This is a genomic window from Streptomyces sp. ALB3, assembly GCF_044385685.1.
GTDB lineage: Bacteria > Actinomycetota > Actinomycetes > Streptomycetales > Streptomycetaceae > Streptomyces.
Genome location: NZ_JBISCE010000003.1, coordinates 540664 through 565316 on the forward strand (window position 1 = coordinate 540664; position 24653 = coordinate 565316).

Annotated in this window: 24 protein-coding genes and 2 tRNA genes; 18 read left to right on the forward strand and 8 right to left on the reverse strand. The window is 71.1% G+C overall.

Annotation, left to right across the window (positions count from 1 at the left end; translation table 11 throughout):
• Positions 1 to 48: 48 nt before the first annotated feature.
• The 3 genes from ACHFIV_RS04350 to ACHFIV_RS04360 all read left to right on the forward strand — a co-directional run bounded on the left by ACHFIV_RS04350 (position 49) and on the right by ACHFIV_RS04360 (position 2087).
• A complete protein-coding gene (locus tag ACHFIV_RS04350; RefSeq protein ID WP_398963650.1) occupies positions 49 to 510 on the forward strand; it encodes a molybdenum cofactor biosynthesis protein MoaE in 462 nt (153 codons plus the stop codon).
• Between the two features lie 127 nt (positions 511 to 637).
• Positions 638 to 808, forward strand: coding sequence for a hypothetical protein (locus ACHFIV_RS04355; RefSeq protein ID WP_398963652.1), 171 nt, complete (start codon positions 638 to 640; stop codon positions 806 to 808).
• A 172-nt stretch (positions 809 to 980) separates the two neighbouring features.
• The gene (locus ACHFIV_RS04360; protein WP_398963655.1) at positions 981 to 2087 is read left to right on the forward strand and encodes a PDZ domain-containing protein; all 1107 of its coding nucleotides are present in this window, start codon (positions 981 to 983) and stop codon (positions 2085 to 2087) included.
• 21 nt (positions 2088 to 2108) lie between these two features.
• On the opposite strand, the gene ACHFIV_RS04365 is transcribed toward ACHFIV_RS04360, so the two are convergent.
• Positions 2109 to 2678: a PPA1309 family protein gene (locus tag ACHFIV_RS04365; RefSeq protein ID WP_398963658.1), complete on the reverse strand. Its 570-nt coding sequence runs from the start codon at positions 2676 to 2678 to the stop codon at positions 2109 to 2111.
• Between the two features lie 127 nt (positions 2679 to 2805).
• Here ACHFIV_RS04365 and ACHFIV_RS04370 point away from each other — a divergent pair, with 127 nt between their 5' ends.
• The 4 genes from ACHFIV_RS04370 to ACHFIV_RS04385 all read left to right on the forward strand — a co-directional run bounded on the left by ACHFIV_RS04370 (position 2806) and on the right by ACHFIV_RS04385 (position 8309).
• Positions 2806 to 5760, forward strand: a complete 2955-nt coding sequence (locus ACHFIV_RS04370) for a UPF0182 family protein (RefSeq protein ID WP_398964214.1) — start codon at positions 2806 to 2808, stop codon at positions 5758 to 5760.
• 42 nt (positions 5761 to 5802) lie between these two features.
• Positions 5803 to 5876: transfer RNA gene (locus tag ACHFIV_RS04375), tRNA-Met, on the forward strand.
• Between the two features lie 211 nt (positions 5877 to 6087).
• Positions 6088 to 8145: a sel1 repeat family protein gene (locus ACHFIV_RS04380; protein ID WP_398963661.1), complete on the forward strand. Its 2058-nt coding sequence runs from the start codon at positions 6088 to 6090 to the stop codon at positions 8143 to 8145.
• 90 nt (positions 8146 to 8235) lie between these two features.
• A tRNA-Met gene (locus ACHFIV_RS04385) sits at positions 8236 to 8309 on the forward strand.
• Between the two features lie 133 nt (positions 8310 to 8442).
• Here the strand turns inward: ACHFIV_RS04385 and ACHFIV_RS04390 are convergent.
• Complete coding sequence (locus ACHFIV_RS04390) at positions 8443 to 8862, reverse strand: Fur family transcriptional regulator (protein WP_398963664.1); 420 nt, start codon at positions 8860 to 8862, stop codon at positions 8443 to 8445.
• Between the two features lie 175 nt (positions 8863 to 9037).
• On the opposite strand from ACHFIV_RS04390, the gene ACHFIV_RS04395 reads away from it, so the two are divergent.
• Positions 9038 to 10489: a catalase gene (locus ACHFIV_RS04395; protein WP_398963667.1), complete on the forward strand. Its 1452-nt coding sequence runs from the start codon at positions 9038 to 9040 to the stop codon at positions 10487 to 10489.
• A gap of 92 nt (positions 10490 to 10581) precedes the next feature.
• Here ACHFIV_RS04395 and ACHFIV_RS04400 read toward each other — a convergent pair whose 3' ends face one another.
• Positions 10582 to 10983 (reverse strand): cyclic nucleotide-binding/CBS domain-containing protein, encoded by a 402-nt coding sequence (locus ACHFIV_RS04400; RefSeq protein WP_398963670.1) that lies wholly within the window; start codon positions 10981 to 10983, stop codon positions 10582 to 10584.
• A 159-nt stretch (positions 10984 to 11142) separates the two neighbouring features.
• Positions 11143 to 11943: a histidinol-phosphatase gene (gene hisN, locus ACHFIV_RS04405; protein WP_398963673.1), complete on the reverse strand. Its 801-nt coding sequence runs from the start codon at positions 11941 to 11943 to the stop codon at positions 11143 to 11145.
• 117 nt (positions 11944 to 12060) lie between these two features.
• Between hisN and ACHFIV_RS04410 the strand changes: the two genes are divergently transcribed.
• Positions 12061 to 12354, forward strand: a complete 294-nt coding sequence (locus tag ACHFIV_RS04410; RefSeq protein WP_398963676.1) for a TetR/AcrR family transcriptional regulator — start codon at positions 12061 to 12063, stop codon at positions 12352 to 12354.
• 231 nt (positions 12355 to 12585) lie between these two features.
• Here ACHFIV_RS04410 and ACHFIV_RS04415 read toward each other — a convergent pair whose 3' ends face one another.
• From ACHFIV_RS04415 to ACHFIV_RS04430, 4 genes are all read right to left on the reverse strand, one after another.
• On the reverse strand, positions 12586 to 12909 hold the full coding sequence (locus ACHFIV_RS04415; protein ID WP_398963679.1) for a DMT family transporter: 324 nt from the start codon (positions 12907 to 12909) through the stop codon (positions 12586 to 12588).
• A gap of 115 nt (positions 12910 to 13024) precedes the next feature.
• A complete protein-coding gene (gene rsgA / locus ACHFIV_RS04420; RefSeq protein ID WP_398963682.1) occupies positions 13025 to 14041 on the reverse strand; it encodes a ribosome small subunit-dependent GTPase A in 1017 nt (338 codons plus the stop codon).
• 4 nt (positions 14042 to 14045) lie between these two features.
• Positions 14046 to 15422: a 3-phosphoshikimate 1-carboxyvinyltransferase gene (gene aroA / locus ACHFIV_RS04425; RefSeq protein ID WP_398963685.1), complete on the reverse strand. Its 1377-nt coding sequence runs from the start codon at positions 15420 to 15422 to the stop codon at positions 14046 to 14048.
• A gap of 115 nt (positions 15423 to 15537) precedes the next feature.
• The gene (locus ACHFIV_RS04430) at positions 15538 to 16251 is read right to left on the reverse strand and encodes a M50 family metallopeptidase (protein WP_398963687.1); all 714 of its coding nucleotides are present in this window, start codon (positions 16249 to 16251) and stop codon (positions 15538 to 15540) included.
• 73 nt (positions 16252 to 16324) lie between these two features.
• Between ACHFIV_RS04430 and ACHFIV_RS04435 the strand changes: the two genes are divergently transcribed.
• From ACHFIV_RS04435 to ACHFIV_RS04475, 9 genes are all read left to right on the forward strand, one after another.
• Positions 16325 to 17140 (forward strand): SOS response-associated peptidase, encoded by an 816-nt coding sequence (locus tag ACHFIV_RS04435; protein WP_398963690.1) that lies wholly within the window; start codon positions 16325 to 16327, stop codon positions 17138 to 17140.
• 17 nt (positions 17141 to 17157) lie between these two features.
• Positions 17158 to 17811 carry an alpha/beta hydrolase family protein gene (locus ACHFIV_RS04440; protein WP_398963693.1) on the forward strand — a complete coding sequence of 218 codons (654 nt, stop codon included), beginning with the start codon at positions 17158 to 17160 and terminating at the stop codon, positions 17809 to 17811.
• 293 nt (positions 17812 to 18104) lie between these two features.
• Positions 18105 to 18761, forward strand: coding sequence for a sigma-70 family RNA polymerase sigma factor (locus ACHFIV_RS04445; RefSeq protein ID WP_033298180.1), 657 nt, complete (start codon positions 18105 to 18107; stop codon positions 18759 to 18761).
• A complete protein-coding gene (rsrA, locus tag ACHFIV_RS04450; protein ID WP_398963696.1) occupies positions 18758 to 19078 on the forward strand; it encodes a mycothiol system anti-sigma-R factor in 321 nt (106 codons plus the stop codon). Before ACHFIV_RS04445 ends, rsrA begins: the two co-directional genes overlap by 4 nt.
• A 159-nt stretch (positions 19079 to 19237) precedes the next feature.
• Positions 19238 to 20626 carry an HD-GYP domain-containing protein gene (locus tag ACHFIV_RS04455; RefSeq protein ID WP_398963699.1) on the forward strand — a complete coding sequence of 463 codons (1389 nt, stop codon included), beginning with the start codon at positions 19238 to 19240 and terminating at the stop codon, positions 20624 to 20626.
• Positions 20623 to 21870, forward strand: a complete 1248-nt coding sequence (locus ACHFIV_RS04460; RefSeq protein ID WP_398963702.1) for an HD-GYP domain-containing protein — start codon at positions 20623 to 20625, stop codon at positions 21868 to 21870. The genes ACHFIV_RS04455 and ACHFIV_RS04460 overlap by 4 nt, the downstream gene beginning before the upstream one ends.
• Before the next feature lie 91 nt (positions 21871 to 21961).
• Positions 21962 to 22954 carry a tetratricopeptide repeat protein gene (locus ACHFIV_RS04465; RefSeq protein WP_398964217.1) on the forward strand — a complete coding sequence of 331 codons (993 nt, stop codon included), beginning with the start codon at positions 21962 to 21964 and terminating at the stop codon, positions 22952 to 22954.
• A gap of 80 nt (positions 22955 to 23034) precedes the next feature.
• Positions 23035 to 23673: a peptide deformylase gene (gene def, locus ACHFIV_RS04470; protein WP_398963705.1), complete on the forward strand. Its 639-nt coding sequence runs from the start codon at positions 23035 to 23037 to the stop codon at positions 23671 to 23673.
• A 180-nt stretch (positions 23674 to 23853) separates the two neighbouring features.
• A complete protein-coding gene (locus ACHFIV_RS04475; protein ID WP_398963708.1) occupies positions 23854 to 24591 on the forward strand; it encodes a D-Ala-D-Ala carboxypeptidase family metallohydrolase in 738 nt (245 codons plus the stop codon).
• The last annotated feature ends 62 nt before the right edge of the window (positions 24592 to 24653 follow it).

Here is a 24653-nt window from a genome sequence, read left to right on the forward strand (position 1 = left end):
TCGAACCCGCCCTTACGGGATGTCGGTGCCGTGCGGCACGATGGCCTCATGGCACGCACCCACGACCACCCCGGCGAGCAGGCTGCCCAGGATCCCATCCGGCTCCTGGACATCCGCGACACGCCGCTGTCCGTCGACGAGATCTTCCGCGCGGTCGGGGACGACGCCGCCGGGGGCATGGCGCTCTTCGTCGGCACGGTGCGCAATCACGACGACGGCCAGGACGTCGGCTCCCTCGGATACTCCTGCCATCCGACGGCCGGTGACGAGCTCCGCAGAGTGGCCGAGAAGGTGGTGGCGGAGTTCCCCGTACGCGCGCTGGCCGCCGTCCACCGGGTGGGTGAACTGGGCGTCGGCGATCTGGCGGTGGTGGTCGCCGTGTCCTGCGCCCATCGGGGTGAGGCCTTCGACGCCTGCCGCAAGCTGATCGACGACCTCAAGCACGAGGTCCCGATCTGGAAGCACCAGCGTTTCTCCGACGGTACGGAGGAGTGGGTCGGAGCCTGCTGAGCGCAAACCGCCCCGGGGGGCATCAGCCCCGATTTGCGTAACCGCACCCCTGCCGTGAGCGTTGGTCCTGCAGGTGGTTAATCTGCTGATCGTCAGTTGCGGTCGCTCATGGGGTAGGGAGGTCGTGATGGCAGCACTCGCTTGGCTTCTGATTCCGTTCATAGCTGCTCTTGGCGCGGCGATATGGGGCGGGTGGGCAGCCCGCAACCGTACGACCGGCGATGTCAGGGAACTCGCCGGTCACGCCAGATTCCGTGAAGTGATGGAGAAGTCCCGCTCCGGTTCCGAGGCCGTCTGAGACCCCGGAGTCGTACGCGGTCGCCAACGCCGCAATGCTCCCGCTCGCCACAGACGCGTTCCGCGCGGCGAGCGCACCGGCCCCCCGGGTCCCTCCGTGACCCCCTCGCCGGCCGCCCCGTACGGCCCGGCCCCGACGGTGCACTGACAGGCCGTTCCCGTACTGTCGTTCCATGCCACGCCGCACCGCGACGATGCTCGCCTCCACCCTCATCCTCATCGCGCTGCTCTGCGCAGGCGTGCTGATTCGCGTGCCGTATGCGGAGATGTCCCCCGGGCCGACCGTGAACACGCTCGGCGACGCACGTGGCGAACCGGTCCTGCACATCAGTGGGCGCAAGACGTATCCGACGTCGGGGAACCTCAACATGACGACGGTCCGCGTCACGGGCGCGGACTACGACATGAACATCGTCGAGGCCGTCTACGGCTGGCTGGCCCACGACAGCGTGATCGTGCCCCACGACACCCTCTATCCGGACGGCAAGACGGAGGAGCAGTCGACGCAGGAGAACGCGGAGGAGTTCAGCCAGTCCCAGGAGAGCGCCAAGGTCGCGGCCCTGGAGGAGCTGAAGATCCCCGTCACGTCCCGAGTGGTCGTCTCGACGGTGGTCAAGGACAGCGCCGCTCAGGGCGTGCTGCACGCGGGCGATGTGATCAAGGCCGTCGACGGCACGGCGGTCGAGCAGCCGCAGGACGTCGCGAAGCTCGTCACGAAGCACGAGCCGGGCGAGGAGGTCGTCTTCACGGTCATCCCCGCCAAGGCGGCGGCCGCCGCCGAGAAGGCGGGCAAGGAGCCCAAGGGCGCGCGCGACGTCACGCTCACGACGCGCAAGGCCCCCGAGGACCCCTCGAACCCGTCCGAGGACCGGGCGATCGTGGGGATCCAGGCGGGGACCGACCACACGTTCCCGTTCGACATCGACATCAAGCTGGCCGACGTGGGCGGCCCGAGCGCCGGACTGATGTTCTCGCTGGGCATCATCGACAAGCTGACGCCCGGGAAGCTGACGGGCGGCGAGTTCATCGCGGGCACCGGCACCATCGACGACGACGGGAAGGTCGGCCCCATCGGCGGGATCAACATGAAGCTGGTCGGCGCGCGCGACGCGGGCGCCCAGTACTTCCTGACCCCGGACGACAACTGCGCCGCCGCGGCGTCCGACACCCCGGACGGCCTCACCCTGGTCCGGGTGAAGACCCTGGACGACGCGAAGAAGTCCCTGGAGAAGATCCGAACGGGGGACACGGCCGGGCTGCCGAGCTGCTCGGCGAGCTGAGGCCGGCCCCCGTCGGAGACGTCAGGACTCGAAGGTCGCCGCGAGTGCCTCGGCAAGCCCGGGAACCAGTCCGGCGCCGGTCAGGACCTCGGTCGGGGAGTCCTTCTCCCGCAGTCGCACGGCGGAGTCCCGGGCCCCGTCGCGCAGCACCGCCACGGTCATCCGCACCTCCTGCCGGTCAGGGTGCCCGGCGACCCACTCCGTCAGCTGGGCGTCGGTCAGCCCGTCCGGCACGGACGCCTCCGCGGAAGGCGGCAGCATCATGCGCTCCACGGTCATGGCGCAGCCGACGACGGCGTCGGGCCAGGCGATCGTGGCGAGGAACTCGTCCAGAGCGGTGCCTGCGGGGAGCTCCTCCTGCTCGACAGGGGTGAGAGCGGCGGTCGTGGAAGCGGTGTCGTCGAGGCCGAGCTGGGCGGCGAGGCCCGGCTCGTGGGCGCGCAGCCGGGCGGTGTCCACCAGGGCGAACAGTCTGGCGGGCTGGTCCCAGCCCAGACCTGCGGCGTAGGCGTCGATTTCGAGGACGGCGACGGTGAGTGGGCTCGCGGCCATCGGAGGGCCTGAGGGGGAAACGTTGGGCATGCTGAACATCCTGCCTCCTTCTGCCCCGGTAACGGGAACTAGGTAAAGCCTCAGTAAGTTGCATAGGTGGGCTCTACGATCGCTGGGCCTGCTTCACACGACCGCGAACTTCGAGGTGCGCACGTTGGCTTTCCAGATGCCGGACCGCGGCGGAGGCCCGACCGGGCCACGGATCAGAGTCGGCCGCCCGTCCCGGCGCGTCCGTACCCTGCTCATGACATTGGGTGTCCTGGCGGTTCTCGCCATGGCTTTTGTCATGTTCGCCGGGTTCTGGACGGACTGGCTCTGGTACAGGTCGGTCGCGTATTCGTCCGTCTTCACCACCACTCTGTGGACCAAGATCGGGCTGTTCCTCGTCTTCGGACTGCTGATGGCCGTCGCCATCGGCGTGAACATCTGGCTCGCGCACCGGCTCCGGCCGCCGTTGAGCGCGATGTCGCTGGAACAGCAGAGCCTGGACCGCTACCGGATGAGCGTCGCCCCGTACAAGAAGTGGGTGCTGCTCGCCGTCACCGCGCTCGTCGGGCTGATCGCGGGCGCCTCCGCGTCGGGCCAGTGGCGTACCTGGCTGATGTACGTCAACGGCGTGCCGTTCGGGCAGAAGGACCCCCAGTTCAAGCTGGACGTCGCCTTCTTCGCCTTCGACCTGCCGTGGTACCGCTTCCTGCTGGGATTCGGCTTCGCCGCGGTGGTGCTGTCGCTGATCGCGGCGGCGCTGACCCACTACCTCTACGGCGGACTGCGGGTCACGAGCCCCGGCGCGCGCGCCACGGGCGCGGCCACCGGCCACCTCTCCGTGCTGCTCGGCATCTTCGTGGCGCTGAAGGCCGTGGCGTACTGGCTCGACCGGTACGGCCTGGCCGTGAAGTCCAGCGACTTCAAGGCCACGGACAACTGGACGGGCCTGCGGTACGTCGACGCCAACGCCTATCTGCCGGCGAAGACGATCCTGTTCTGCATCGCCGTGATCTGCGCGCTGCTCTTCTTCGCGACCCTCTGGCGGCGTACCTGGCAGTTGCCCGTCATCGGCTTCGGCCTGATGGTGCTGTCGGCGATCCTGATCGGCGGCCTCTATCCGGCGATCGTGCAGAAGTTCCAGGTCCAGCCCAACGAGCAGGCCAAGGAAGCCCCGTTCATCCGGAAGAACATCGACGCGACGCGTGATGCCTACGACATCGACGACGCGAAGGTGGACGACTACTCCGGCAAGGGCACCACGACGGACGAAGCCAAGCTCCGCACCTCCGCGGGCGAGGCCGCCAGTTACCGGGTGATGGACCCGAACGTCGTCTCGCCGGCCTTCCAGCAGCTCCAGCAGAGGAGGAACTACTACCAGTTCCCCAAGACGCTGGACGTCGACCGCTACAAGGGTGAGGACGGCAAGGAGCAGGACACCGTCATCGGCCTGCGCGAGCTGAACCTCGACGGGCTCCCCAAGCGGAACTGGATCAACGACCACTTCACGTACACCCACGGCTACGGCGCCATCGCGGCCCGCGGCACCACGACGGGCACCAACCCGGCGGGCTCCCCGGACTTCACCGAGTCGGGTCTTCCGACCACGGGCGAGCTGGGGGAGTACCAGCAGCGGATCTACTACGGCGAGAAGACCGAGCAGTACTCCATCGTCGGCGGGCCCCAGAAGGAGCTCGACTACGAGGAGGACGGCGAGAAGACCACCAGCTACAAGGGCAAGAGCGGGGTCAGTCTCTCCAACGCCTTCAACCGCGCGGCCTACGCGGTGTCCTTCAGCGAGCCGCAGATACTGTATTCGGGAGCCATCGGCGAGGGCTCGCGCATCCTGTACAACCGGACTCCCAAGGAGCGCGTCGAGGCGGTCGCCCCCTGGCTGACGATCGACGGCGACGCCTATCCGGCGGTCGTCGGCAAGCGCATCCAGTGGGTCGTCGACGCGTACACCACGACCAACGGCTACCCGTACGCCTCGCGCACGACGCTCGGCGACACCACGGCCGACTCGCTCACCACCAACCAGCGCGCGGTCGTCGCCCAGCAGAACCAGGTCAACTACATCCGCAACTCGGTGAAGGCCACCGTGGACGCGTACACGGGCAAGGTCACGCTCTACGAGTGGGACACCAAGGACCCGGTGCTCAAGACGTGGCGCAAGGCCTTCCCCGGAACCGTGAAGTCCCGGGGTGACATCCCGCAGGCTCTGATGGACCACCTGCGGTATCCCCAGGACCTGTTCAAGGTCCAGCGGGAGCTGCTGACGCGCTACCACGTCGAGGACCCCGCGCAGTTCTACAGCGGCAGTGACGCCTGGCAGGTGCCGGACGACCCCACGAACAAGGAGCCCGGGGCCGTTCCGCCGTACTACCTGAGCATGAAGATGCCGGGCCAGGACGCACAGAAGTTCTCGCTCACCACGACGTTCACCCCGAGAGGACGGCCGAACCTCGGGGCGTTCATGGCGGTGGACGCCGACGCGTCCGGCAAGGACTACGGCACGATAAGGCTGTTGAGAGTCACCAACACGGTGAAGGGCCCCGGCCAGGTGCAGAGCGAGCTCAACGGCAACGACGACGTCGCCGAGTTCGTGAGAAACCTCAAGGGCACCGACTCGGACATCGAGTACGGAAACCTGCTGACCGTGCCGCTCGACGGCGGATTCCTCTACATCGAACCGGTCTACACGCGCGGTGGCACGCAGAACTACCCGTTGCTGCGCAAGGTGGCCGCCTCGTACGGGTCGAAGATCGTGTTCGAGAACAGTCTCGGGGAGGCGCTCAACGCGGTCTTCGGGGTCGAGGGGTCCGATACGACCACGCCTCCGACCGAGCCGACCGATCCAGGTGACACCACTGAGCCGCCGGCCACCGGGGAAGCGGCTCTGAAGAGGGCCATCGCGGACGCCCAGACCGCCTACACGGCGGGTGAGACGGCTCTCAAGGAGCAGGACTGGGAGGCCTACGGCAAGGCCCAGGCCGACCTGGAGGACGCGCTCAGGCGGGCCGCGGCGGCGCAGCCGAAGCCCGGCGGCGCCGAGGGTGCCCCAGGTGCCGAGGGCGCCGGGAAACCGCGAGAGGGCGACGAGAAGCCCGAGGGCGGCGCCGACCAGGGCAGCTGAGAAAGCTCCACCCCGCGTCGTGGTACTGTTTGAACACAACGACGCGGGGTGGAGCAGCTCGGTAGCTCGCTGGGCTCATAACCCAGAGGTCGCAGGTTCAAATCCTGTCCCCGCTACTGGAAGGTGAAGGCCCGGATCCTTTGGATCCGGGCCTTCGTCGTGCCGTGAAGTCCTTTCTCAAGTTGTCGGAGTGAAGTGCGGTTCGCGGGGCACCAGTTGGACCCAACCGTGTTTCACTTGTCTCTCTGTGGGCATGTCGACAAAACGCTGAAGTGACCTCACTGGCCGCGATATACCAGGTGTACGCGGGTTGCAGGTGGTGCGACGATGGTATTTATGGGGGACAGGGCAACTCTGTTGGAGACAGGGCGGTTTGTGCAGCGACGCGGCCGGACGACGGAAAACGAGGCAGATGCGGCATTCGCCGATGCCCTGGCCAGGACCGCTGACACCGTCGACGGCGTCCACGGGGCCGCCGGACCCGCCGCGGACATCGCCGGCACGACCGGCGCCGCCGATGAGGCCGACGCCACCGGACGCGCGGGCGTCACCGGGGGTGCGGACACCTCCGACACCACGGATCACGCGGACGAGACGGAGGCGCGGCACCGGCGTGCGGCGGACTCCGGTGACACGGCGTCCATGAGCGTTCTGGGCGCACTCCTGCTGCGCCGGGGAGACCTGGACGGCGCGGAGGCCTACCTGCGGGCGGCCACGGCCGAGGGCGACCGGGCCGCGGCCAACAATCTCGGCGTGCTCCTCCACCAGAGGGGATACGCGGACGAGGCGGCCGGGTGGTGGCGCATCGCCGCTGTCGCCGGCTCCGCCGCCGCGGCACACGCGCTCGGGCGGCACTTCCGGGAGCGCGGGGACGAGCCGGGAGCCGAGTACTGGCTGCGCCAGTCCGCCGAGCAGGGCCACGCACTGGGGGCCTACGCGCTGGCCGACCTGCTGGAGCACCGTGGTGACGCCGGAGCCGAGCGCTGGCTGCGCGCCGCCGCCGAGCAGGGGCACAGGGAGGCGGCGTACCGCCTGGCCCGGACGATCGAGCGCACCGCCGTGGGGGACGCGTACGACGCCTTCGGCCCGGGCCGTGTCGTCGGTGAGGACCGCCGGGGGCTGGGCGCCGGTACGCCGGTGCATCGGGACGGTCCCGTCGCTGGCCCCGATCCCCGCCGGGTCGGCGAGGCCGAGCAGTGGTACCGCCAGGCGGCGGCGCGCGGTCACCGCCGTGCCGCCCTGCATCTCGGCGCCATCCTCGAGCAGCGCGGCGAGCTGAAGGAGGCCGGCCGCTGGTACCTCACGGCCGCCAAGGACGGCGAGCCCCGGGCGGCCTGCGCCCTCGGATTCCTGCTGCGTGACGCGGGTGACGAGGAGAGCGCGGCCGTGTGGTGGCTCCGGGCCGCCCAGGACGGCGACGGCAACGCCGCCAACGCGCTGGGTGCCCTGCACGCGGCCAGGGGCGAGCAGCAGACCGCGGAGCGCTGGTACCGGGCCGCCATGGACGCCGGTGACGTCAACGGGGCGTACAACCTAGGCCTGCTCTGTGCCGCCCAGGACCGCATACCTCAGGCCGAGCAGTGGTACCGCCGTGCCGCCTACGCAGGGCACCGTGAGGCGGCGAACGCGCTGGCCGTGCTGCTGCTCCAGGCGGGGGACGCGACCGGGGCCGAGCCCTGGTTCTCCAAGGCGGCGGAGGCGGGGAGCGTGGACGCCGCCTTCAACCTCGGCATCCTGCACGCCGGGCGCGACGAGGACCGCACGGCGCTGGGCTGGTACCAGCGGGCGGCGGCGGCCGGCCACACCGACGCGGCCCTCCAGGTCGGCATGGCTCTGCTGCGGGACGGCGACGAACGGGAGGCCGAGCGCCATCTGCGCTGCGCGGCGGGCGGGGGCAGCGCCGAAGCCGCCTTCCGGCTGGCCGGCGTCCTCGATCTGCGCCAGCCTGCTCCGGGTCCCCCCGCGCTGGGGGAGCCGATGCCGGAGAAGACCGAGTGCGAGGAGTGGTACGAGAGAGCGGCCGAGCAGGGCCACCGCCGTGCCCAGGTCAGGGTCGGCATGCTCGCCGCCGCACGCGGTGACATGGCCGGTGCTGCGCGCTGGTACCGCGAGGCCGCCGAGTCGGGCAGTCGTAACGGAGCGTTCAACCTGGGCCTGCTGCTCGCCCGCGAGGGCAGTGAGCGTGAGGCGGCTCTGTGGTGGAGCCGTGCCGCGAACGACGGGCACGGCCGGGCCGCCCTGCGTCTCGCGCTCCTCGCCGCCCGCCGGGGCGAGCTCACCGAGGGGCAGCGCTGGTGTTCCCGCGCGGTCGAGCTGGGGCCGGCGGAGGTGGCCGAGCGGGCCGCGCGGCTGCTGGAGGCGTTGCACCAGGAGCTCACCGCGTGACAGGAGCTGCCCCCGCCGCTGCCGGGCGGGTGTCCCTCGAATGAATTTGCTCAGGTCGGTGGGGGTGCCGTAGTGTTGCACTCACAACGACGCGGGGTGGAGCAGCTCGGTAGCTCGCTGGGCTCATAACCCAGAGGTCGCAGGTTCAAATCCTGTCCCCGCTACTGAAAGTCAGAGGCCCGGATCCTTCCAAGGATCCGGGCCTCTGACGTATGCCCGCGTGCTGCCGTCGCACCCGGCGCGCGAGGCGTCCCGGCCCGAGGGGGCCACCCCGCGCCGGACGGCGCGGGGTGGGCGTCAGGCCGTGGCGGCGCAGTTCGGGCAGACGCCGCGGTAGGTCACCTCGACGTCGGAGACGGTGAACCCGAAGCGCTCGTCGTCCGGCAGGTCGGCCAGCGGGTTGCCGGACGGGTGTACGTCGCGGATGGCTCCGCAGCGTCCGCAGACCAGGTGGTGGTGGGGGCGGTGGGCGTTCGGGTCGTACCGCTTCGCCCGGCGGTCGGTGGAGACCTCGATGACCTCTCCGAGGGACACCATCTCGCCCAGGGTGTTGTACACGGTGGCGCGGGAGATCTCGGGCAGCCGCTCGACGGCCCTCGCGTGGACCTCGTCCGCCGTCAGGTGCACGTGGTCCCCCTCGAGAACCTCGGCCACCACGCGCCGCTGTGCCGTCATGCGCCAGCCGCGTCCACGAAGTCGTTCCAGGAGGTCACTCATGGCCCCAGCCTAACAGTGGAGCGGCCGAGTCCCGAATAGGTGTGACTTTAGATGCCAGCTTGACTTGGACTAAGTCCATTGTAGGATCGGTGACGTATTGGCCAAGGACAGGCTGCGGCCGAGAACAGGCTGCACAGGGAACGACGCTGTGCAGGACATGACGCAGGAGGCGCGCGTGACTCAGGGACCGCTCACCACGGAGGCCGGCGCTCCGGTGGCCGACAATCAGAACAGCGAGACCGCTGGTCCGGGTGGACCGGTTCTCGTCCAGGACCAGGCGCTTCTCGAGAAGCTCGCCCACTTCAACCGCGAGCGCATCCCGGAGCGCGTCGTGCACGCCCGGGGCGCCGGTGCGTACGGCACCTTCACGCTGACCCGGGACGTCTCGCGGTGGACCCGGGCGAAGTTCCTGTCGGAGGTCGGCAAGCAGACCGAGACCTTCCTGCGGTTCTCCACCGTGGCGGGCAACCTCGGCTCCGCCGACGCGGTGCGTGACCCCCGCGGCTGGGCGCTCAAGTTCTACACCGAGGAGGGCAACTACGACCTCGTCGGCAACAACACCCCGGTGTTCTTCATCCGGGACGCCATCAAGTTCCCCGACTTCATCCACACCCAGAAGCGCGACCCGTACACCGGTTCGCAGGAGGCGGACAACGTCTGGGACTTCTGGGGCCTGTCGCCCGAGTCCACGCACCAGGTGACCTGGCTCTTCGGTGACCGGGGCATCCCCGCCTCGTACCGCCACATGGACGGCTTCGGTTCGCACACGTTCCAGTGGAACAACGAGGCCGGCGAGGTCTTCTGGGTCAAGTACCACTTCAAGACGGACCAGGGCATCAAGAACCTCACCACCGAGGAGGCCGTGCGCCTCTCCGGCGTCGACCCCGACAGCCACCAGCGCGACCTCCGCGAGTCCATCGAGCGCGGCGAGTTCCCGTCCTGGACGGTGCAGGTCCAGATCATGCCGGCGGCGGAAGCGGCCACGTACCGCTTCAACCCGTTCGACCTGACCAAGGTGTGGCCGCACGCCGACTACCCGCCGATCGAGATCGGCAAGCTGGAGCTCAACCGCAATCCGGACAACGTGTTCGCCGAGGTCGAGCAGTCGATCTTCAGCCCGGCGCACTTCGTTCCCGGCATCGGCCCGTCACCCGACAAGATGCTCCAGGGGCGCCTCTTCGCCTACGGCGACGCCCACCGCTACCGCGTCGGCATCAACGCCGACCACCTGCCGGTGAACCGGCCGCACGCCACCGAGGCCCGCACCAACAGCCGTGACGGCTATCTGTACGACGGCCGGCACAAGGGGACGAAGAACTACGAGCCGAACAGCTTCGGCGGCCCCGCCGAGACGGGCCGTCCGCTCTGGCAGCCCGTCCCCGTCACGGGTGGCACGGGCAACCACGAGACGCCGCTCCACTCCGAGGACGACGACTTCGTGCAGGCCGGCAACCTCTACCGGCTCATGTCCGAGGACGAGAAGGACCGGCTGATCGACAACCTCGCCGGCTTCATCTCCAAGGTCTCGCGCGACGACATCGCCGAGCGCGCGATCGACAACTTCCGTCAGGCCGACGGTGACTTCGGCAAGCGGCTGGACGCCGCGGTCCAGGCCCTGCGCGGATAGCACGGACGCTTGCCGGCGGCGGGCCGGATCCCCTGGACGGTTCAGGGGGTCCGGCCCGCGGTCGTGTCCGGCTCCGGCGGTCCGGCCCCCGGTCAGAGCGCCAGTTCGGCCGGGCGCCTTCTGGCGGGGACCCAGCACCTGATGATGTCGCGCACCGAGACGATCCCCACGGGACCCTCGCCGTCCAGCACGATCAGGTGCCGGAAGCCGCCGTGCGTCATGGCCTCCGCGGCCTCCTCCAGAGTCCAGGCGGGCGAGGCGAAGACCACGTCGGTGGTCGTGTGCGCGGCCGCCGTCTCCGTGTCGGGGTCCAGTCCCGCGCCGAGCGCGTCGAGGATGTCCCGCTCGGTGAGGATGCCGAGTCCGCAGGTGTCGGGATCGTGGACGACAGCCGCTCCGATGCGCCGGGCCGACATCAGCCGGGCCGCCTGACGGAGTGTGTGGGCCGGGCCGATGGTGAGGACCAGGGTGCTCATGGCGTCACGGACGAGCATGCGAGGAGCCACCTCCTTCGGAGAGCGACCTTGTGGGGCGGCCCTTCGTGAGCCGGTTCACAAGTTCACAAGTGGGGGGACCCCAGAGTCGCACCCACAGGGAGCCGCTACAAGGGGGCGGGCGCCTCCTCCAGGCCGGATCCCGGCCGGGCCGGCCGCCTAGGAGCGCTGGTTGAGATAGCCGAGCAGCTCGTGGTGGAGCAGCCCGTTGGACGCCGCCGCGTTGCCGCCGCCGGGGCCGGAGACCCCGTCCAGGCTGGTGAACCGCCCGCCGGCCTCCTGGACGATGATCGCGTTCGCCGCCATGTCCCACAGGGAGAGCTCGGGCTCGGCGCAGATGTCCACCGACCCCTCGGCGACCATCATGTACGGCCAGAAGTCCCCGTATCCACGGGTGCGCCAGCAGGCCCGGGTCAGATCCATGAAGCCGTCGAGCCGGCCCTGTTCCTCCCAGCCGGTCATCGACGCGTACGCGAACGAGGAGTCCGCGATCCGCTCGACCTTCGACACGTGCAGCCGTGTCGCGGAGGTCAGGCTGCGGCCGGAGAAGGCTCCGGCACCCTTCGCCGCCCACCAGCGGCGGTTCAGCGCGGGGGCCGACACCACGCCGACCACCGGCTGGAAGCCGTCCTCGCCCGCCTCCATCAACGAGATCAGCGTCGCCCAGACGGGGACACCGCGTACGTAGTTCTTGGTGCCGTCGATCGGGTCGACGACCCAGCGCCGTGGACCGGAGCCCTCGACGCCGTACTCCTCGCCCAGGATCGCGTCGCGGGGGCGGGCCCGGTGGAGATGCCCACGGATCAGCTCCTCCGCGTGTTTGTCGGCCTCGCTCACCGGGGTCATGTCCGGCTTCGTCTCGACCTTGAGGTCCAGGGCCTTGAACCGGTCCATCGTCGCCGCGTCGGCGGCGTCCGCCAGGACGTGGGCCAGGCGCAGATCATCGTGGTAATCGGGCATGCCGTCACAGTATCCAGAGCCACCCGCCCGGGCTACACGGCCCCGGCGCGCGGCCCCTCGGCAGTGCCCCGGAGCCCGTCGACCCTGGTGGGCGGGTCCCCGGCGTGGGAGGCGGCGATGCCCTCAGCGCGAGAAGCCCTGCTGGACTCGGCACGCTCCGCGCTGCCCTGGGCGGCGGTGCGCAGGGCCGACGTCGCGGCCGGGGCCGGGGTCTCCCGGCAGACCCTCTACAACCAGTTCGGCGGCAAGGACGGCCTCGGCCGCGCACTCGTCCGGCGCGCGGCCGACGACTGCCTGGCCGGCGTGGCACAGGCGCTCGACACCCACCGCACCCGGCAGGAGGGCCGCTGGAACTCGCCCGTTACACGGTCCGGGCCGCCCGCGCGGACGCCCTGGTCAAAGCACTTCTGACCGGCGTCCGGGGGGGGCCACCTACCGGGACCTGGAGGCCCGGCGGCGGAACGTTACGGCGCCGCCGACGCCCACCGAACTGCTCACGCTCGTCCGTGACCGGGCCGTGGTCATGCTGGACGAGGGCTCCCCGGCGCGTGACCTGGCGGAGCCGGCCCTGCTCTGCGAGGTCGCTCCGGCTCGCACTGTCCTGCGCGTTGGTGCCGGCGCCCCCACGCTCGGCCCGCGGACTCAGTGCGTCGAGCCCGACAGCTGGAGACCGATCACACCGATGATCACCAGCGAGATCGACACCAGCTTGAGCGTGGAGACCACGTCGTCGAGGAAGACCATGCCGTAGATCGCGGTACCGGCCGCTCCGATGCCCGTCCACACCGCGTAGGCCGGGCCGACGTCGAGCTTCTTGAGAGCCATCGTGAGGAGACCGAAGCTCCCGAGGGCGAACGCACAGAAGGCGATCGTCGGCCAGATACGGGTGAACCCGTGCGAGAGCTTCAGACACACGGCGAAGCCGGTCTCCAGCAGTCCGGCGACCACGACCAGCAACCACGCCATCGTCAGGTGCCTCCCACGTAGGTGACGCTTCGTCCCGCTTGCGCGATTATGCCCTTACCAGCCGTGGGAGCCCGCAAACGTGCGCGAGTCGGGCGGGCGGCGTCCGCCGCCGTCCTCAGTCGCCCTCGCGGCGCTCCCGGGTCGAGAGCAGTCTCCGCAGTGAGTCCAGCCGAGCCGGATCGGCGTGACCCTCCGTCACCCAGGCGTCCAGGGCGCACTCCGGCTCCTGCCCGTCGTGGGTGCAGCCGCGCGGACAGTTCTCCGTGCCCGGCTGGAGGTCGGGGAAGGCGTTGATGACTCGTGAGGGGTCGACGTGGTGGAGCCCGAACGACCGTACGCCGGGGGTGTCGACCACCCAGCCGCGGCCGTCCGGCAGCGGCAGCGCGAGAGCCGAGGTGGTGGTGTGCCTGCCGCGCCCGGTGACCGCGTTGACGACCCCGGTCGTCCGCCGGCGGTCCTTCGGCACGAGGGCGTTGACCAGGGTCGTCTTTCCGACCCCGGAGTGCCCCACGAAGGCGGTCACACGGTCGTTCAACAGCTCTCGCACCCGGTCGGCGGCGTCGCCGTTCTCCAGCTCCTCGCGGCTGGTCACGATGTAGGGGACGCCCAGCGGGGTGTACGCCTCCAGGAGCTTGTCCGCCGAGGCCAGGTCGGACTTGGTCAGCACCAGGAGCGGGGTGAGTCCGCCGTCGTACGCCGCCACCAGGCAGCGGTCGATCATGCGCGGACGGGGTTCCGGATCTGCGAGGGCGGTGACGATGGCCAACTGGTCGGCGTTGGCGACGACCACCCGCTCGAACGGATCGTCGTCGTCGGCCGTGCGGCGGAGCACCGATGTGCGGGCGCCGATCCGCACGATGCGCGCCAGGGTGTCCTTGTCGCCCGAGAGGTCACCCACCAGGGAGACGCGGTCGCCGACCACGGCGGCCTTGCGGCCCAGCTCGCGGGCCTTCATGGCCGTCACGGCGCGGCCGTCGACGAGGCAGGTGAGCCTGCCGCGGTCGACCGTGAGCACCATGCCGTCCTGAGCGTCCTCGTGCTTGGGGCGCGTGTGGGTGCGGGGCCGGTTGCCCTTGGGGTTGGGACGGACGCGGATGTCGTCCTCGTCGGGGTTCTTCCCGTAGCGGCGCATGCCCTCAGACCCCGCGCCCCGGTGAGACACCGAGTGCGCCGGGTGAGACGCCGACGGCGCCGGAGGGTTCGCCGAGCATTCCGGTCCACATCTCCGGGAAGTCGGGCAGGGTCTTGGCCGTCGTGCCGACGTTCTCGATCTCCACCCCCGCCACCGCGAGACCGATGATCGCTCCGGCGGTCGCCATCCGGTGGTCGTCGTACGTCCGGAAGATGCCACCGTGCAGCGGGCGGGGCGTGATCCGCAGGCCGTCGGCCGTCTCCGTGACGTCGCCGCCGAGACCGTTGATCTCCTTGGTGAGTGCCGCGAGCCGGTCCGTCTCGTGCAGCCGCAGATGGGCGACGCCCTTCAGGGTGGACGGGGAGTCCGCGAGGGCGGCGAGGGCCGCGATGCCCGGCGTCAGCTCACCGACCTCGCTCAGGTCGACGTCGATGCCGTGGACCGTGCCCGAGCCGGTGAAGGTGAGGCCGCGCTCGGTCAGCTCGCAGGCGCCACCCATCGCGGTGAAGATCTCGCGCAGCGCGTCACCCGGCTGGGTGGTCCGCCGGGGCCAGTCGGGGACGGTGACCCGGCCACCGGTCACCAGCGCGGCGGCCAGGAAGGGCTGGGCGTTGGAGAGGTCCGGCTCGACGGTCAGATCGCGGCCGAGGAGGGCGGAGGGGGAGACCCGCCAGACGTCGGGCTCGCCGCCCGTCTCGGGCTCGTCGACCTGGGCGCCGACCGAGCGCAGCATGTCGACGGTCATGCGGATGTGCGGCATGGAGGGCAGGGCCGAGCCGGTGTGGCGCACCTCGACGCCCTGGTTGAACCGGGGCGCGGACAACAGCAGCGCCGAGACGAACTGGGAGGAGGCGGAGGCGTCGATGGACACCGCGCCGCCGTCCAGAGCGCCCGCGCCGTGCACGGTGAGCGGCAGCGTCCCCCGGCCGTCGTCGTCGATCCGCGCCCCCAGGGACTTCAGCGCGCCGATCACGCCGTGCAGGGGCCGCTCGTAGGAGCGCGGGTCCCCGTCGAAGTGGACGGGGCCGTCCGAGAGGCAGGCCACGGGCGGCAGGAAGCGCATCACGGTCCCCGCGTTGCCGACGTCCACACGGGCGGGACCGTGCAGCCCGGCGGGGATGACCCGCCATGCCTCGCCCGAGCCGTCCGGGCCCACGCCCTCCTCGATGCCCACGCCCATCGCGCGGAGCGCCGAGGCCATCAGCAGGGTGTCGCGGGAGCGCAGCGGGCGGCGCAGCCACCCCGGCTCCGACGACAGGGAGGCGAGGACGAGAGCGCGATTGGTGACCGACTTGGATCCGGGCACGGTGACGGTGGCGTCGACGGCCCCGGTCGCTCGAGGGGCGGGCCAGAGGGCGGGGTGCACGGAACTTTCGGTCATGCCCTTCACTTTAGTGGCTCACCGCAATCCCAGATCCCGCTCAAACGGGCTGAAACCGACACGTAACACAACGGTGGTACAGGGCGCGTGCCCATGAGTACCCGCCCGCGCGCCGTCACAGGCCGAGCAGCCAGCGTCCACCGCCGGTCAGCGAGCAGAGCGACACCGCGTGGAAGAGGAAGAGCCACATGGCGGCCGGCGCGTGCGTCAGCCGGGCGAGCTGGTCGGCGTCCGAGTCGGGTGCGCCGCCGTACCGGCGCTTGGACTGCAGCTCGAACGCCGGGCGCACGCCGCCGAGCAGCAGGAACCAGACCACGGTGTACGCGAACGCCGACTGGACGTCGGCCGGGGTCAGCCAGGAGACCAGCAGGAAGGCCGTACCCGTGAGGATGACCGTCAGGGCGCCGTACAGGTTGCGGATCATCACGAGCATCACCGCGAGGAGGGCGGTCGCCAGCCACAGGAGCAGCGTGATCCGGCCGTTCGTCAGCAGCCAGGCACCACCCAGCCCGAGCAGCGGCGGCGCCGTGTAGCCGGCCGCCGCGGTGAGGATCATGCCGATGCCGGTGGGCTTGCCGCGGCTGACGGTGAGGCCGCTGGTGTCCGAGTGCAGACGGATGCCGGAGAGCTGCCGCCCGGTGAGCAGGGCCACCAGTCCGTGCCCTCCCTCGTGCGCGATGGTGATCGCGTTGCGCGACAGCCGCCACAGGAGGTTCGGCACCACCGCGACGAGCGCCACCGTGGCCGTGACGACCACCAGCCACTGCTCGGGGGCGGGCTGGGTCCCGAAGACGCGATCCCACAGATCGCCCAGGTCGGTGGTGTCCATGGTGGGGCGGCTCCTCGAAATCCTTGAGTGATCGGCGTCCACTCGACCGGCGGGTCGTGGCAGTCTGGCACTCATGTGCGGACGGTATGCAGCGAGTCGGCGGCCGGAAGACCTGACCGGGCTCTTCGGTGTGGAGAAGTGGGAACCCACGGAGACCTTGGAGCCCGACTGGAACGTCGCGCCGACCAAGGAGGTCTACGCGGTCCTGGACCGTCCTGTGAAGGACGCACACGATCAGCGTCCGGTTCGCCAGCTGCGGGCCCTGAAATGGGGACTCGTGCCCTCCTGGTCGAAGTCGCCGGAGGGCGGCGCGCGCATGATCAACGCACGCGCGGAGACCGTCCACGAGAAGCCGTCCTTCCGCCGCCCCTTCGTGTCGAGGCGCTGCATCCTGCCGGCCGACGGCTACTACGAGTGGGTCACCGGGGCCGACGAGCGGCAGCTGGAGGAGAAGGGGAAGAGGAAGCGGCCCCGCAAGCAGCCCTACTTCGTGACACCGGCGGACGGCTCCGTCTTCGCCATGGCGGGCCTGTACGACTTCTGGCGTGACCGGACCCTCCCGGACGACCACCCGGGGGCCTGGTGGGTGACCTGCTCGGTCATCACGACCGAGGCGGAGACGTCCCCGCTCGCCGTGGCCCCCGCCGGGGGACCGGCCTCCCTCTCCGAGATCCACCCGCGGATGCCGCTCATGCTGACCCCGGACCGCTGGGACGACTGGCTCGACCCGTCGCGCACCGGCGTCGAGGAACTCAGGGCGCTGCTGGAGCCGCCGCCGGGCGGACTGATGCGGGCCTATCCGGTGGCCACCGCGGTCAGCAACGTGCGCAACAACGGCCCGGAGCTCCTGGAGGAGCTGGCCGCGCCTGAGGTGAGCACGCTCTTCTGACCCGGCAGTATGGGCCTGTGAGCCGTACTGCAGGGACTGCGCGTAGGACAGAAGGCGTCGGCACGGACGCCGGAGAGGCCAGGATCACCTGGCTCCCCGCGGAGAGGGCGCGTCTGGTGCTCGCCGTCAGCCACGGCGCGGGCGGCGGCATCGAGGCCCGCGACCTCCAGGCGCTGGCCGCGGCGCTGCCGGACCGCCGGGTGACCGTGGCCCTGGTGGAGCAGCCGTGGCGGGTGGCCGGGAAGAAGCTGGCGCCGGCGCCCCGGACCCTGGACACCGGCTGGCGGGGGCTGTGGCCCGCGCTGACCGCCCCGGGGCTGCCCGTCGTCGCCGGGGGACGGAGCGCGGGGGCCCGGGTGGCCTGCCGTACGGCGGCGGAACTCGGAGCCCGCGCGGTGCTCGCCCTGAGCTTCCCCCTGCATCCGCCGGGCAAGCCCGAGAAGTCCCGCGCGGGCGAGCTGCTCGGCGCGGGTGTCCCCACCCTCGTGGTGCAGGGCGCACGCGACCCGTTCGGGCGGCCGGAGGAGTTTCCCCCGGGGGAGCACAGGCTCGTCGAGGTGCCGTACGCGGACCACGGTTTCGCCGTTCCCGCGAAGGCGCCCCTGACCCGGGATCAGGCGGTGGACCTCCTCGCCGGAGCGGTGGCCGACTGGCTGGACGGGCTCTCCTGACACGTGACCGCCCCCACCCGCACGGGCCCCGGGAATGCGCCGTGCGGGGCGGCTGTTGTGGGGGATGTCGGTACAACAACGTCGTACGTGGAGAGGGAGTCCGTCGCATGGGTTCGACCATCTGCCCGAGCCGCTCGAACGCCGCCGGACTGGAGTGGACGGTGCTTCACGCGGCCAAGAGCACTCCGGCGCGCGCCCAGGGCGGAGCCGATCGACAGCACGCGCGGAAGCAAGGTCGACTATTCTCCGAGGCGAGCGGGTCCGGTATCGGGTCCGCCACATCGTTGGAGGAGGTGGGTCCGGTCACTGGGACCGACACAGGGACCGACGACGGCCGTGCGCAGGAGACGACCGCCGAGCGCAACGCGCGCTTCGAGCGGGACGCCCTCGGATATCTGGACCAGATGTACTCGGCCGCGCTGCGCATGACGCGTAATCCCGCGGACGCGGAGGACCTGGTCCAGGAGACGTACGCCAAGGCGTACGGCTCCTTCCACCAGTTCCGTGAGGGCACGAACCTCAAGGCGTGGATGTACCGCATCCTCACCAACACCTTCATCAACTCGTACCGCAAGAAGCAGCGGGAACCCCAGCGGAGCGCCGCCGAGGAGATCGAGGACTGGCAGCTCGCGCGCGCCGAGTCGCACATGTCGACCGGGCTGCGCTCGGCGGAGTCCCAGGCACTCGACCACCTGCCGGACTCCGATGTGAAGTCCGCGCTCCAGTCGATCCCCGAGGAGTTCCGCATCGCCGTGTATCTCGCCGATGTGGAGGGCTTTGCCTACAAGGAGATCGCAGACATCATGGGGACACCCATCGGTACGGTGATGTCCCGCCTGCACCGGGGGCGCCGCCAGCTGCGCGGCATGCTGGAGGACTACGCGCGTGAGCGCGGGCTCGTCCCGGCCGGAGCCGGTGAGTCGGACGACAGGAAAGGCTCGGCCTCATGAGCTGCGGAGAGCCGCACGAGACGGACTGCTCAGAGGTTCTCGATCATCTCTACGAGTTCCTCGACCGTGAGATGCCCGAGGGCGACTGCACCAAGTTCGAGGTGCACTTCGAGGAGTGCTCGCCGTGCCTCGAGAAGTACGGCCTGGAGCAGGCGGTGAAGAAGCTGGTCAAGCGCTGCTGCGGGCAGGACGACGTCCCCGCCGACCTGCGTTCGAAGGTGATGGGACGGATCGACCTGATCCGTTCGGGCCAGGCGGTGCCCGAGCAGGACGTGGCCGTGAGCGGCGCCGACCGTCCGGCCGCGGCCGCCGAATGACGGTCGCCGCCGCCGGCTGACACCCGCCGGCCCGGGCGTCGCCTGTCGCGTTCCGTTCGTGTCACCCGAACGAGGTAATACGGCCCGTTCGGTCCCTGGCCGCACCCCGTCTCGCTAGCCTGGCGCCTCCATCGACCAGGCTGGGGGCGGGTGGTAAGGGTGAGGGGCACACCGGGGGCGGCGCGCGCCTACATCCTGTGCGCGGTGGTGGGCGCCGCGTTCTGCGCCCTGCCCGCGCTGTCCCCGGGGGCAGGGACCCCCTGGGGCACGCTGGGCCTCCTGGCCGCGCTCTACACCGCCTGTGAACTCGTCGGCCGCTGCCGTGCGTTCGGCGGTTCCGTGCCGGTCACCGCCGGATCGTTCTTCCCCCTGCTGCTCGCCGCGGCGTTCCTGCTGCCGCCGTCCGCCGCCGTGCTCGTCGCCGTGCCCGGCGCGCTCGCAGGCCGTGTGGACCGGCCGCCGGCCGCGGCGCGCCGTGTCTGGAGGGCCGCCCAGCTCGCGCTGACCGTGGGGGCGGCCTCCTGGACGTACACGCTCCTCGGCGGTCCCACCACGCTCGGCGGCGCCTCGGTAGGTGCCGTACCCGATCTCCCCTACGCCCTCCTCCCGGTCTGCGCCACCGCGCTCGTGTTCAGCCTCGTGCTGGCAGCCCTGGACGGCGGCATCCTGGCCACGGCCGAGCGCGTGGCCGTCGAGCACGCCTGGCGCGGACTGCCCGCCCGCTCCGTGGGGCCGCACCTGGTGCACGCGCTCGCCGGGCTGATGATGGCTGTCCTGTGGCGCAGCTCCTACGGGCCGCTGTCCGCGCTGGTCGTCCTCCTGCCGATGTACATCTCCTGCTGGGTCTTCGCGCAGTACCACCGGGGGCACGCCGCCCACCGCGCCACGATCAGGGCACTCGTCCAGGCCGTCGACATCAAGGACGGGTACACCCGCGGCCACAGCGAGCGGGTGGGCCGCGCCTCCGAGCTCATCGCCCGCGAGCTGGGCATGGAGGAGAGCCGGATGGAAGCCCTCCGTTTCGCCGGAATCCTGCACGACGTCGGCAAACTCGGTGTCCCGACGCGGGTCCTGCGCAAGGACGGGCCGCTCACCCCCGACGAGCGCCGTGTCATCGAGCTGCATCCGGAGTACGGCCACGAGATCGTCCGGGGCATCGGCTTCCTGGACGAGGCGCGTGCCGCGATCCTGCACCACCACGAGCGGCTCGACGGCAGCGGCTATCCGTACGGCCTCAGTGGTGACCGGATCCCCGAGTTCGCCCGGGTCGTCGCCGTCGCCGACGCCTTCGACGCGATGACCTCGACCCGGTCCTACCGGCGCGGACGGCCCGTCCCCGCGGCGGTGGAGGAACTGAAGCGCTGTGCCGGGAGCCACTTCGACCCGCGCATGGTGCGAGCGCTGGCGAACGCCCTGGACCGTCACGGCTGGTCCGCCTCGGCCGGCACGGTCACCTCGGGCGAGGAGGCGACAGGGCTGCCCCGGCCGCGGGCGGAGGCACGCCCGCCCGCCGACGGCACCCCGGAGAGGCCGGGGCGGGCCCGGTGACCCCGGCCCACCCACCGCCGGCCGTCCTCGCGGTCCGCGGCGCCGCCCTGTTCCTCGCGGTCGCCGCCTTCGGGCACACCGTGTGGAACGGCGTCGTCGAGCCCGGCCACGCCCTCGCCTTCGGGGCCCTGGTCACCGTCGGTGAGCTCGCCCGCTGGGGCGCTCCGCCCGGTGAGCGCGAGCCCGCGCCGCTGGGAGCGGCCGGAGCACTCGCGTACGCCCTCCTGGGGCGCAGTGGCGGGCAGGACACGGCGCACGGCGTGCTCCAGGTGGTCACCGTCGTCGTCGCGGCGCAGCTGCTCGCCTCAGTCCCCCACATGGCGCGCGGCAGCGCCCCCGGCCCGGACCAGGCGGCCCGCCGCGTCCTGGCGGTGGCCTTCGCCGCCGTGTGCTTCCAGCCGTTCCACCATTCGGGCCGGACGGAACACTGGTTCGGCGAGGGCCCGTACTTCGCTTGTTTCCTGCTCCTGCTCCTGGTGCTCACCGCACTCTGCGACGCCGTCCTCGCGGCCCTCACCGCGGGAACGGCCCGCCCGTACGGGCCGCAGCTGCGTGACGAACTCCGCGCGCTGAGCGGCATCGGCCCGGCGGTGTGCGCGACCGGCGCCGTGATGGCGCTCGGCGTGGCCGTCGCCGGGCTGTGGGCCCTGCCTGTGCTGTGCGTGCCGCTGCTGCTGACGCAGGTGTCCTTCCGCCGGTACGCCGCCGTCCGCACCACATACCGGCAGACCATCGCGTCACTGGCCAGGGCCACCGAGATCGCCGGCTACACACCGCACGGGCACGCCCGCAGGGTGGCCGAACTCTCGACGGCCGTCGGGCGGGAGCTGGGACTGGCCGGCCCCGAGCTGACCGTCCTGGAGTACGCGGCGCTGATGCACGACATCGGCCAGCTCTCCCTCGTCGATCCGGTGGCCGACGGGGCGACCGCCGTCCTCCCGGCCGAGGAGCAGCGCCGGATCGCGCTGCTCGGAGGGGCCGTGGTGCGCCGGACCGGTGTGGATCCGGCGGTCGCCGCGGTGGTGGAACAGCAGGCGGACCCGTACCGGGACCAGCAGACCGCCGCCAGGATCATCCGTGCGGCCAACGCGTACGACGACCTGTGCGGGGAAGGCGTCAAAGGGTCCCTGGGGGCCCTGGAGCAGCTCAGGCTCGGCACCGGCCGTGACTACCAGCCGCAGGTGGTGGAAGCGCTGGCCAGAGTCCTGGCGCGGGGCGGTCTGACCCCGGCCGAGGCTGGGTAACCCATGGGTAATGAGCGAGCGTCCGGCCAGGCATGGTTGGATGCGAAGGAGAGCGGAAAACGTGGGTGTCCAGTCGGGACAGGCGGGAATCGTGAGGATCTTCGGGAAGGTACGGCATCGGCCGTCCGCCTCTTGGCGGCAGGCCACGGACCGCGCGTTCACGCTGATCGGCGACGGCCGGTACGAGGACGCGGGGGCGCTGCTGACGCGCGCGGCGGACCTGGAACCCTGGCTCTCCGAGTCCTGGTTCAACCTGGCGCTGCTCCACAAGTTCCGGCACGACTGGGAACAGGCGAGGGCCGCCGGCCTGCGCGCCGTCGCCCTGCTCGACCGGGAGTCCGGCGCTCCGGACTGGTGGAACGTCGGCATCGCCGCCACCGCGCTCCAGGACTGGCCACTGGCGCGCCGGGCCTGGCAGGCCTACGGGCTGAGGGTGCCGGGCAGCGGCCAGCACAACGCGGCGGCCAACAGCGAGCCGACGGGCATGGAGCTGGGCAGCGCGGCCGTACGGCTCTCGCCCGAGGGTGAGGCCGAGGTCGTCTGGGGCCGCAGGCTCGACCCCGCGCGGATGGAGGTGCTGTCGATCCCGCTGCCGTCCTCGGGGCGGCGCTGGGGCGAGGTCGTCCTGCACGACGGGGTGCCGAACGGTGAGCGGGTCACGGCGGCCGGACCGTCCTACCCCGTCTTCGACGAGATCGAGCTGTGGGCCCCCTCTCCCGTACCCACCTGGGTGGTCCTCCTGGAGGCCGCGACCGAGGTGGACCGGGACGCGCTGGAGCAGCTCGCCTCCGACGCCGGATTCGCCGCCGAGGACTGGTCGTCCTCCGTGCGACTGCTCTGCCGAGCCTGTTCGGAGAGCAGGATGGAGAGCGACGAGGGTGACGGCGAGCACCTGGATCCGCACGACCACAGTGAGCCGGGCCACCCCGGACCCCTCGGCCACCGCACCGCCGGTGACCTCTGGGTGCCGGAGCGTGAGTGCGGCATAGCGGCCCCCGCCGGGCTGGTGCGCGGGCTGCTGGACGGCTGGGTGGCGGACAGTCCGGACAGCCGTGAGTGGCGGGATCTGGAAGAAGTCTGCTGACCGGTGCCCGTAGGCTGTACGGGCACCGATATCGGTGCGGGTACTCACGGGTTCAGGTTGCAGGAAGGCGTACGGCGGACATGTCGCAGCAGGAGACGGACGAGCAGACCGGTGTGGACGACGAGGGATTCCTCGTGGACACCGAGGACTGCGAGGCGCGTGAGGCGGCGCACCGGGAGCGCGGCACCTCCCGCCCGATCACGGTGGTCGGCAACCCGGTCCTGCACAAGGAGTGCAGGGACGTCACGGAGTTCGACGACGAGCTCGCGCAGCTGATCGACGACATGTTCGCCAGTCAGCGGACGGCGGAGGGCGTCGGCCTGGCCGCCAACCAGATCGGCGTGGACCGCAAGGTCTTCGTCTACGACTGCATGGACGACGACGGGGTGCGGCACGTCGGCGCGATCTGCAACCCGGTGCTGGAGGACCTCGCACCGGAGCAGCGCATCCTCGACGACTCCAACGAGGGCTGCCTCTCCGTGCCCACCGCCTACGCCTCGCTCGCGCGCCCCGACTACGCGGTGGTGCGCGGCCAGGACGCCCGGGGCAACGCGGTGAAGGTGCGGGGCAGCGGCTACTTCGCGCGCTGCCTGCAGCACGAGACGGACCACCTGTACGGCTACCTATACATCGACCGGCTCTCCAAGCGCGACCGCAAGGACGCGCTGAAGCAGATGGCGGAGGGCACCCCGCGCTACGAGGTCGTCCCGAACGACTGAGTGCCCCGCGGAGAGGAAGGGCCCCGCCGCGAGCGGGGCCCTCTTTCGTGACGGGTGGGGCGGGCGAGCAGAGGGTTTCGTCAAGCAGAGTTCTCCGGTGCGTAGTTGACGCGCGTCGACCCGTCCGCCAGGCTCATCCTCACGCCTCACCTCTACGCCTCACCGTGCAGGGAGATCCCCATGCTCAGACGTACCGCACATCTGCTGCTCGGCCTTGTCATGACCATGGCTTTCGCCATCGGTGGTGCCGTCGTCACGGCCGGAACCGCGCAGGCCGACGGCTGCTACACATGGAGCCGCACCCTCTCGCCCGGTGCCACCGGCGCCGACGTCACCCAGCTCCAGATCCGGGTGGCCGGCTATCCGGGGTACAACTCCGTGCTGGCCATCGACGGCTCCTACGGCCCCGCCACCACGGCCGCGGTCAAGCGCTTCCAGTCCGCGTACGGTCTCGCCGCGGACGGCATCGCCGGACCGGCCACGCAGTCCAAGCTCTACGCGCTCCAGGACGACGACTGCACCCCCATCCACTTCACCTATCCCGAGCTCAACACGTGCAACAGCACCTGGGCGGGCGGAGCGGTCGCCGCGGGTACGGCCAGGGCCAACGCGCTGAGCAGCATGTGGAAGCTGGAGGCGCTGCGGCACGCGCTGGGCGACCAGCCCCTCCGTGTCACCAGCGGCTTCAGGTCCACCTCCTGCAACTCGGCGGTCGGCGGAGCCACGAACAGCCGCCACCTGTACGGCGACGCCGTCGACCTCGGCTCCGGACCGCACTCGCTGTGCACCATCGCGAAGCAGGCCCGCAACCACGGGTTCAACGGGATCCTCGGTCCTGGCTACGCCGGCCACGGTGACCACATCCATGTGAACCAGGGGCCGAGCCACTTCTGGTCCGCCTCGCAGTGCGGTATCTGAGCGCACGCCCGCAGTGACCGGTCCCGCCGGGGTGATCCGCGATCACCCCGGCGGGACCCTTG

Bases quoted from the DNA above. Each gene is read 5' to 3' on its own strand.
- ACHFIV_RS04435 (WP_398963690.1), top strand. From the start codon at position 16,325: ATGTGCGGACGGTATGCAGCGAGTCGGCGGCCGGAAGACCTGACCGGG.
- ACHFIV_RS04415 (WP_398963679.1), bottom strand. From the start codon at position 12,909: ATGGCGTGGTTGCTGGTCGTGGTCGCCGGACTGCTGGAGACCGGCTTC.
- ACHFIV_RS04390 (WP_398963664.1), bottom strand. From the start codon at position 8,862: ATGAGTGACCTCCTGGAACGACTTCGTGGACGCGGCTGGCGCATGACG.
- ACHFIV_RS04410 (WP_398963676.1), top strand. From the start codon at position 12,061: ATGCCCTCAGCGCGAGAAGCCCTGCTGGACTCGGCACGCTCCGCGCTG.
- hisN (WP_398963673.1), bottom strand. From the start codon at position 11,943: ATGCCCGATTACCACGATGATCTGCGCCTGGCCCACGTCCTGGCGGAC.
- ACHFIV_RS04360 (WP_398963655.1), top strand. From the start codon at position 981: ATGCCACGCCGCACCGCGACGATGCTCGCCTCCACCCTCATCCTCATC.
- ACHFIV_RS04355 (WP_398963652.1), top strand. From the start codon at position 638: ATGGCAGCACTCGCTTGGCTTCTGATTCCGTTCATAGCTGCTCTTGGC.
- ACHFIV_RS04400 (WP_398963670.1), bottom strand. From the start codon at position 10,983: ATGCTCGTCCGTGACGCCATGAGCACCCTGGTCCTCACCATCGGCCCG.
- rsgA (WP_398963682.1), bottom strand. From the start codon at position 14,041: ATGCGCCGCTACGGGAAGAACCCCGACGAGGACGACATCCGCGTCCGT.
- aroA (WP_398963685.1), bottom strand. From the start codon at position 15,422: ATGACCGAAAGTTCCGTGCACCCCGCCCTCTGGCCCGCCCCTCGAGCG.
- ACHFIV_RS04430 (WP_398963687.1), bottom strand. From the start codon at position 16,251: ATGGACACCACCGACCTGGGCGATCTGTGGGATCGCGTCTTCGGGACC.
- ACHFIV_RS04350 (WP_398963650.1), top strand. From the start codon at position 49: ATGGCACGCACCCACGACCACCCCGGCGAGCAGGCTGCCCAGGATCCC.
- ACHFIV_RS04475 (WP_398963708.1), top strand. From the start codon at position 23,854: ATGCTCAGACGTACCGCACATCTGCTGCTCGGCCTTGTCATGACCATG.
- ACHFIV_RS04380 (WP_398963661.1), top strand. From the start codon at position 6,088: ATGGTATTTATGGGGGACAGGGCAACTCTGTTGGAGACAGGGCGGTTT.
- ACHFIV_RS04365 (WP_398963658.1), bottom strand. From the start codon at position 2,678: ATGTTCAGCATGCCCAACGTTTCCCCCTCAGGCCCTCCGATGGCCGCG.
- def (WP_398963705.1), top strand. From the start codon at position 23,035: ATGTCGCAGCAGGAGACGGACGAGCAGACCGGTGTGGACGACGAGGGA.
- ACHFIV_RS04370 (WP_398964214.1), top strand. From the start codon at position 2,806: ATGCCGGACCGCGGCGGAGGCCCGACCGGGCCACGGATCAGAGTCGGC.
- rsrA (WP_398963696.1), top strand. From the start codon at position 18,758: ATGAGCTGCGGAGAGCCGCACGAGACGGACTGCTCAGAGGTTCTCGAT.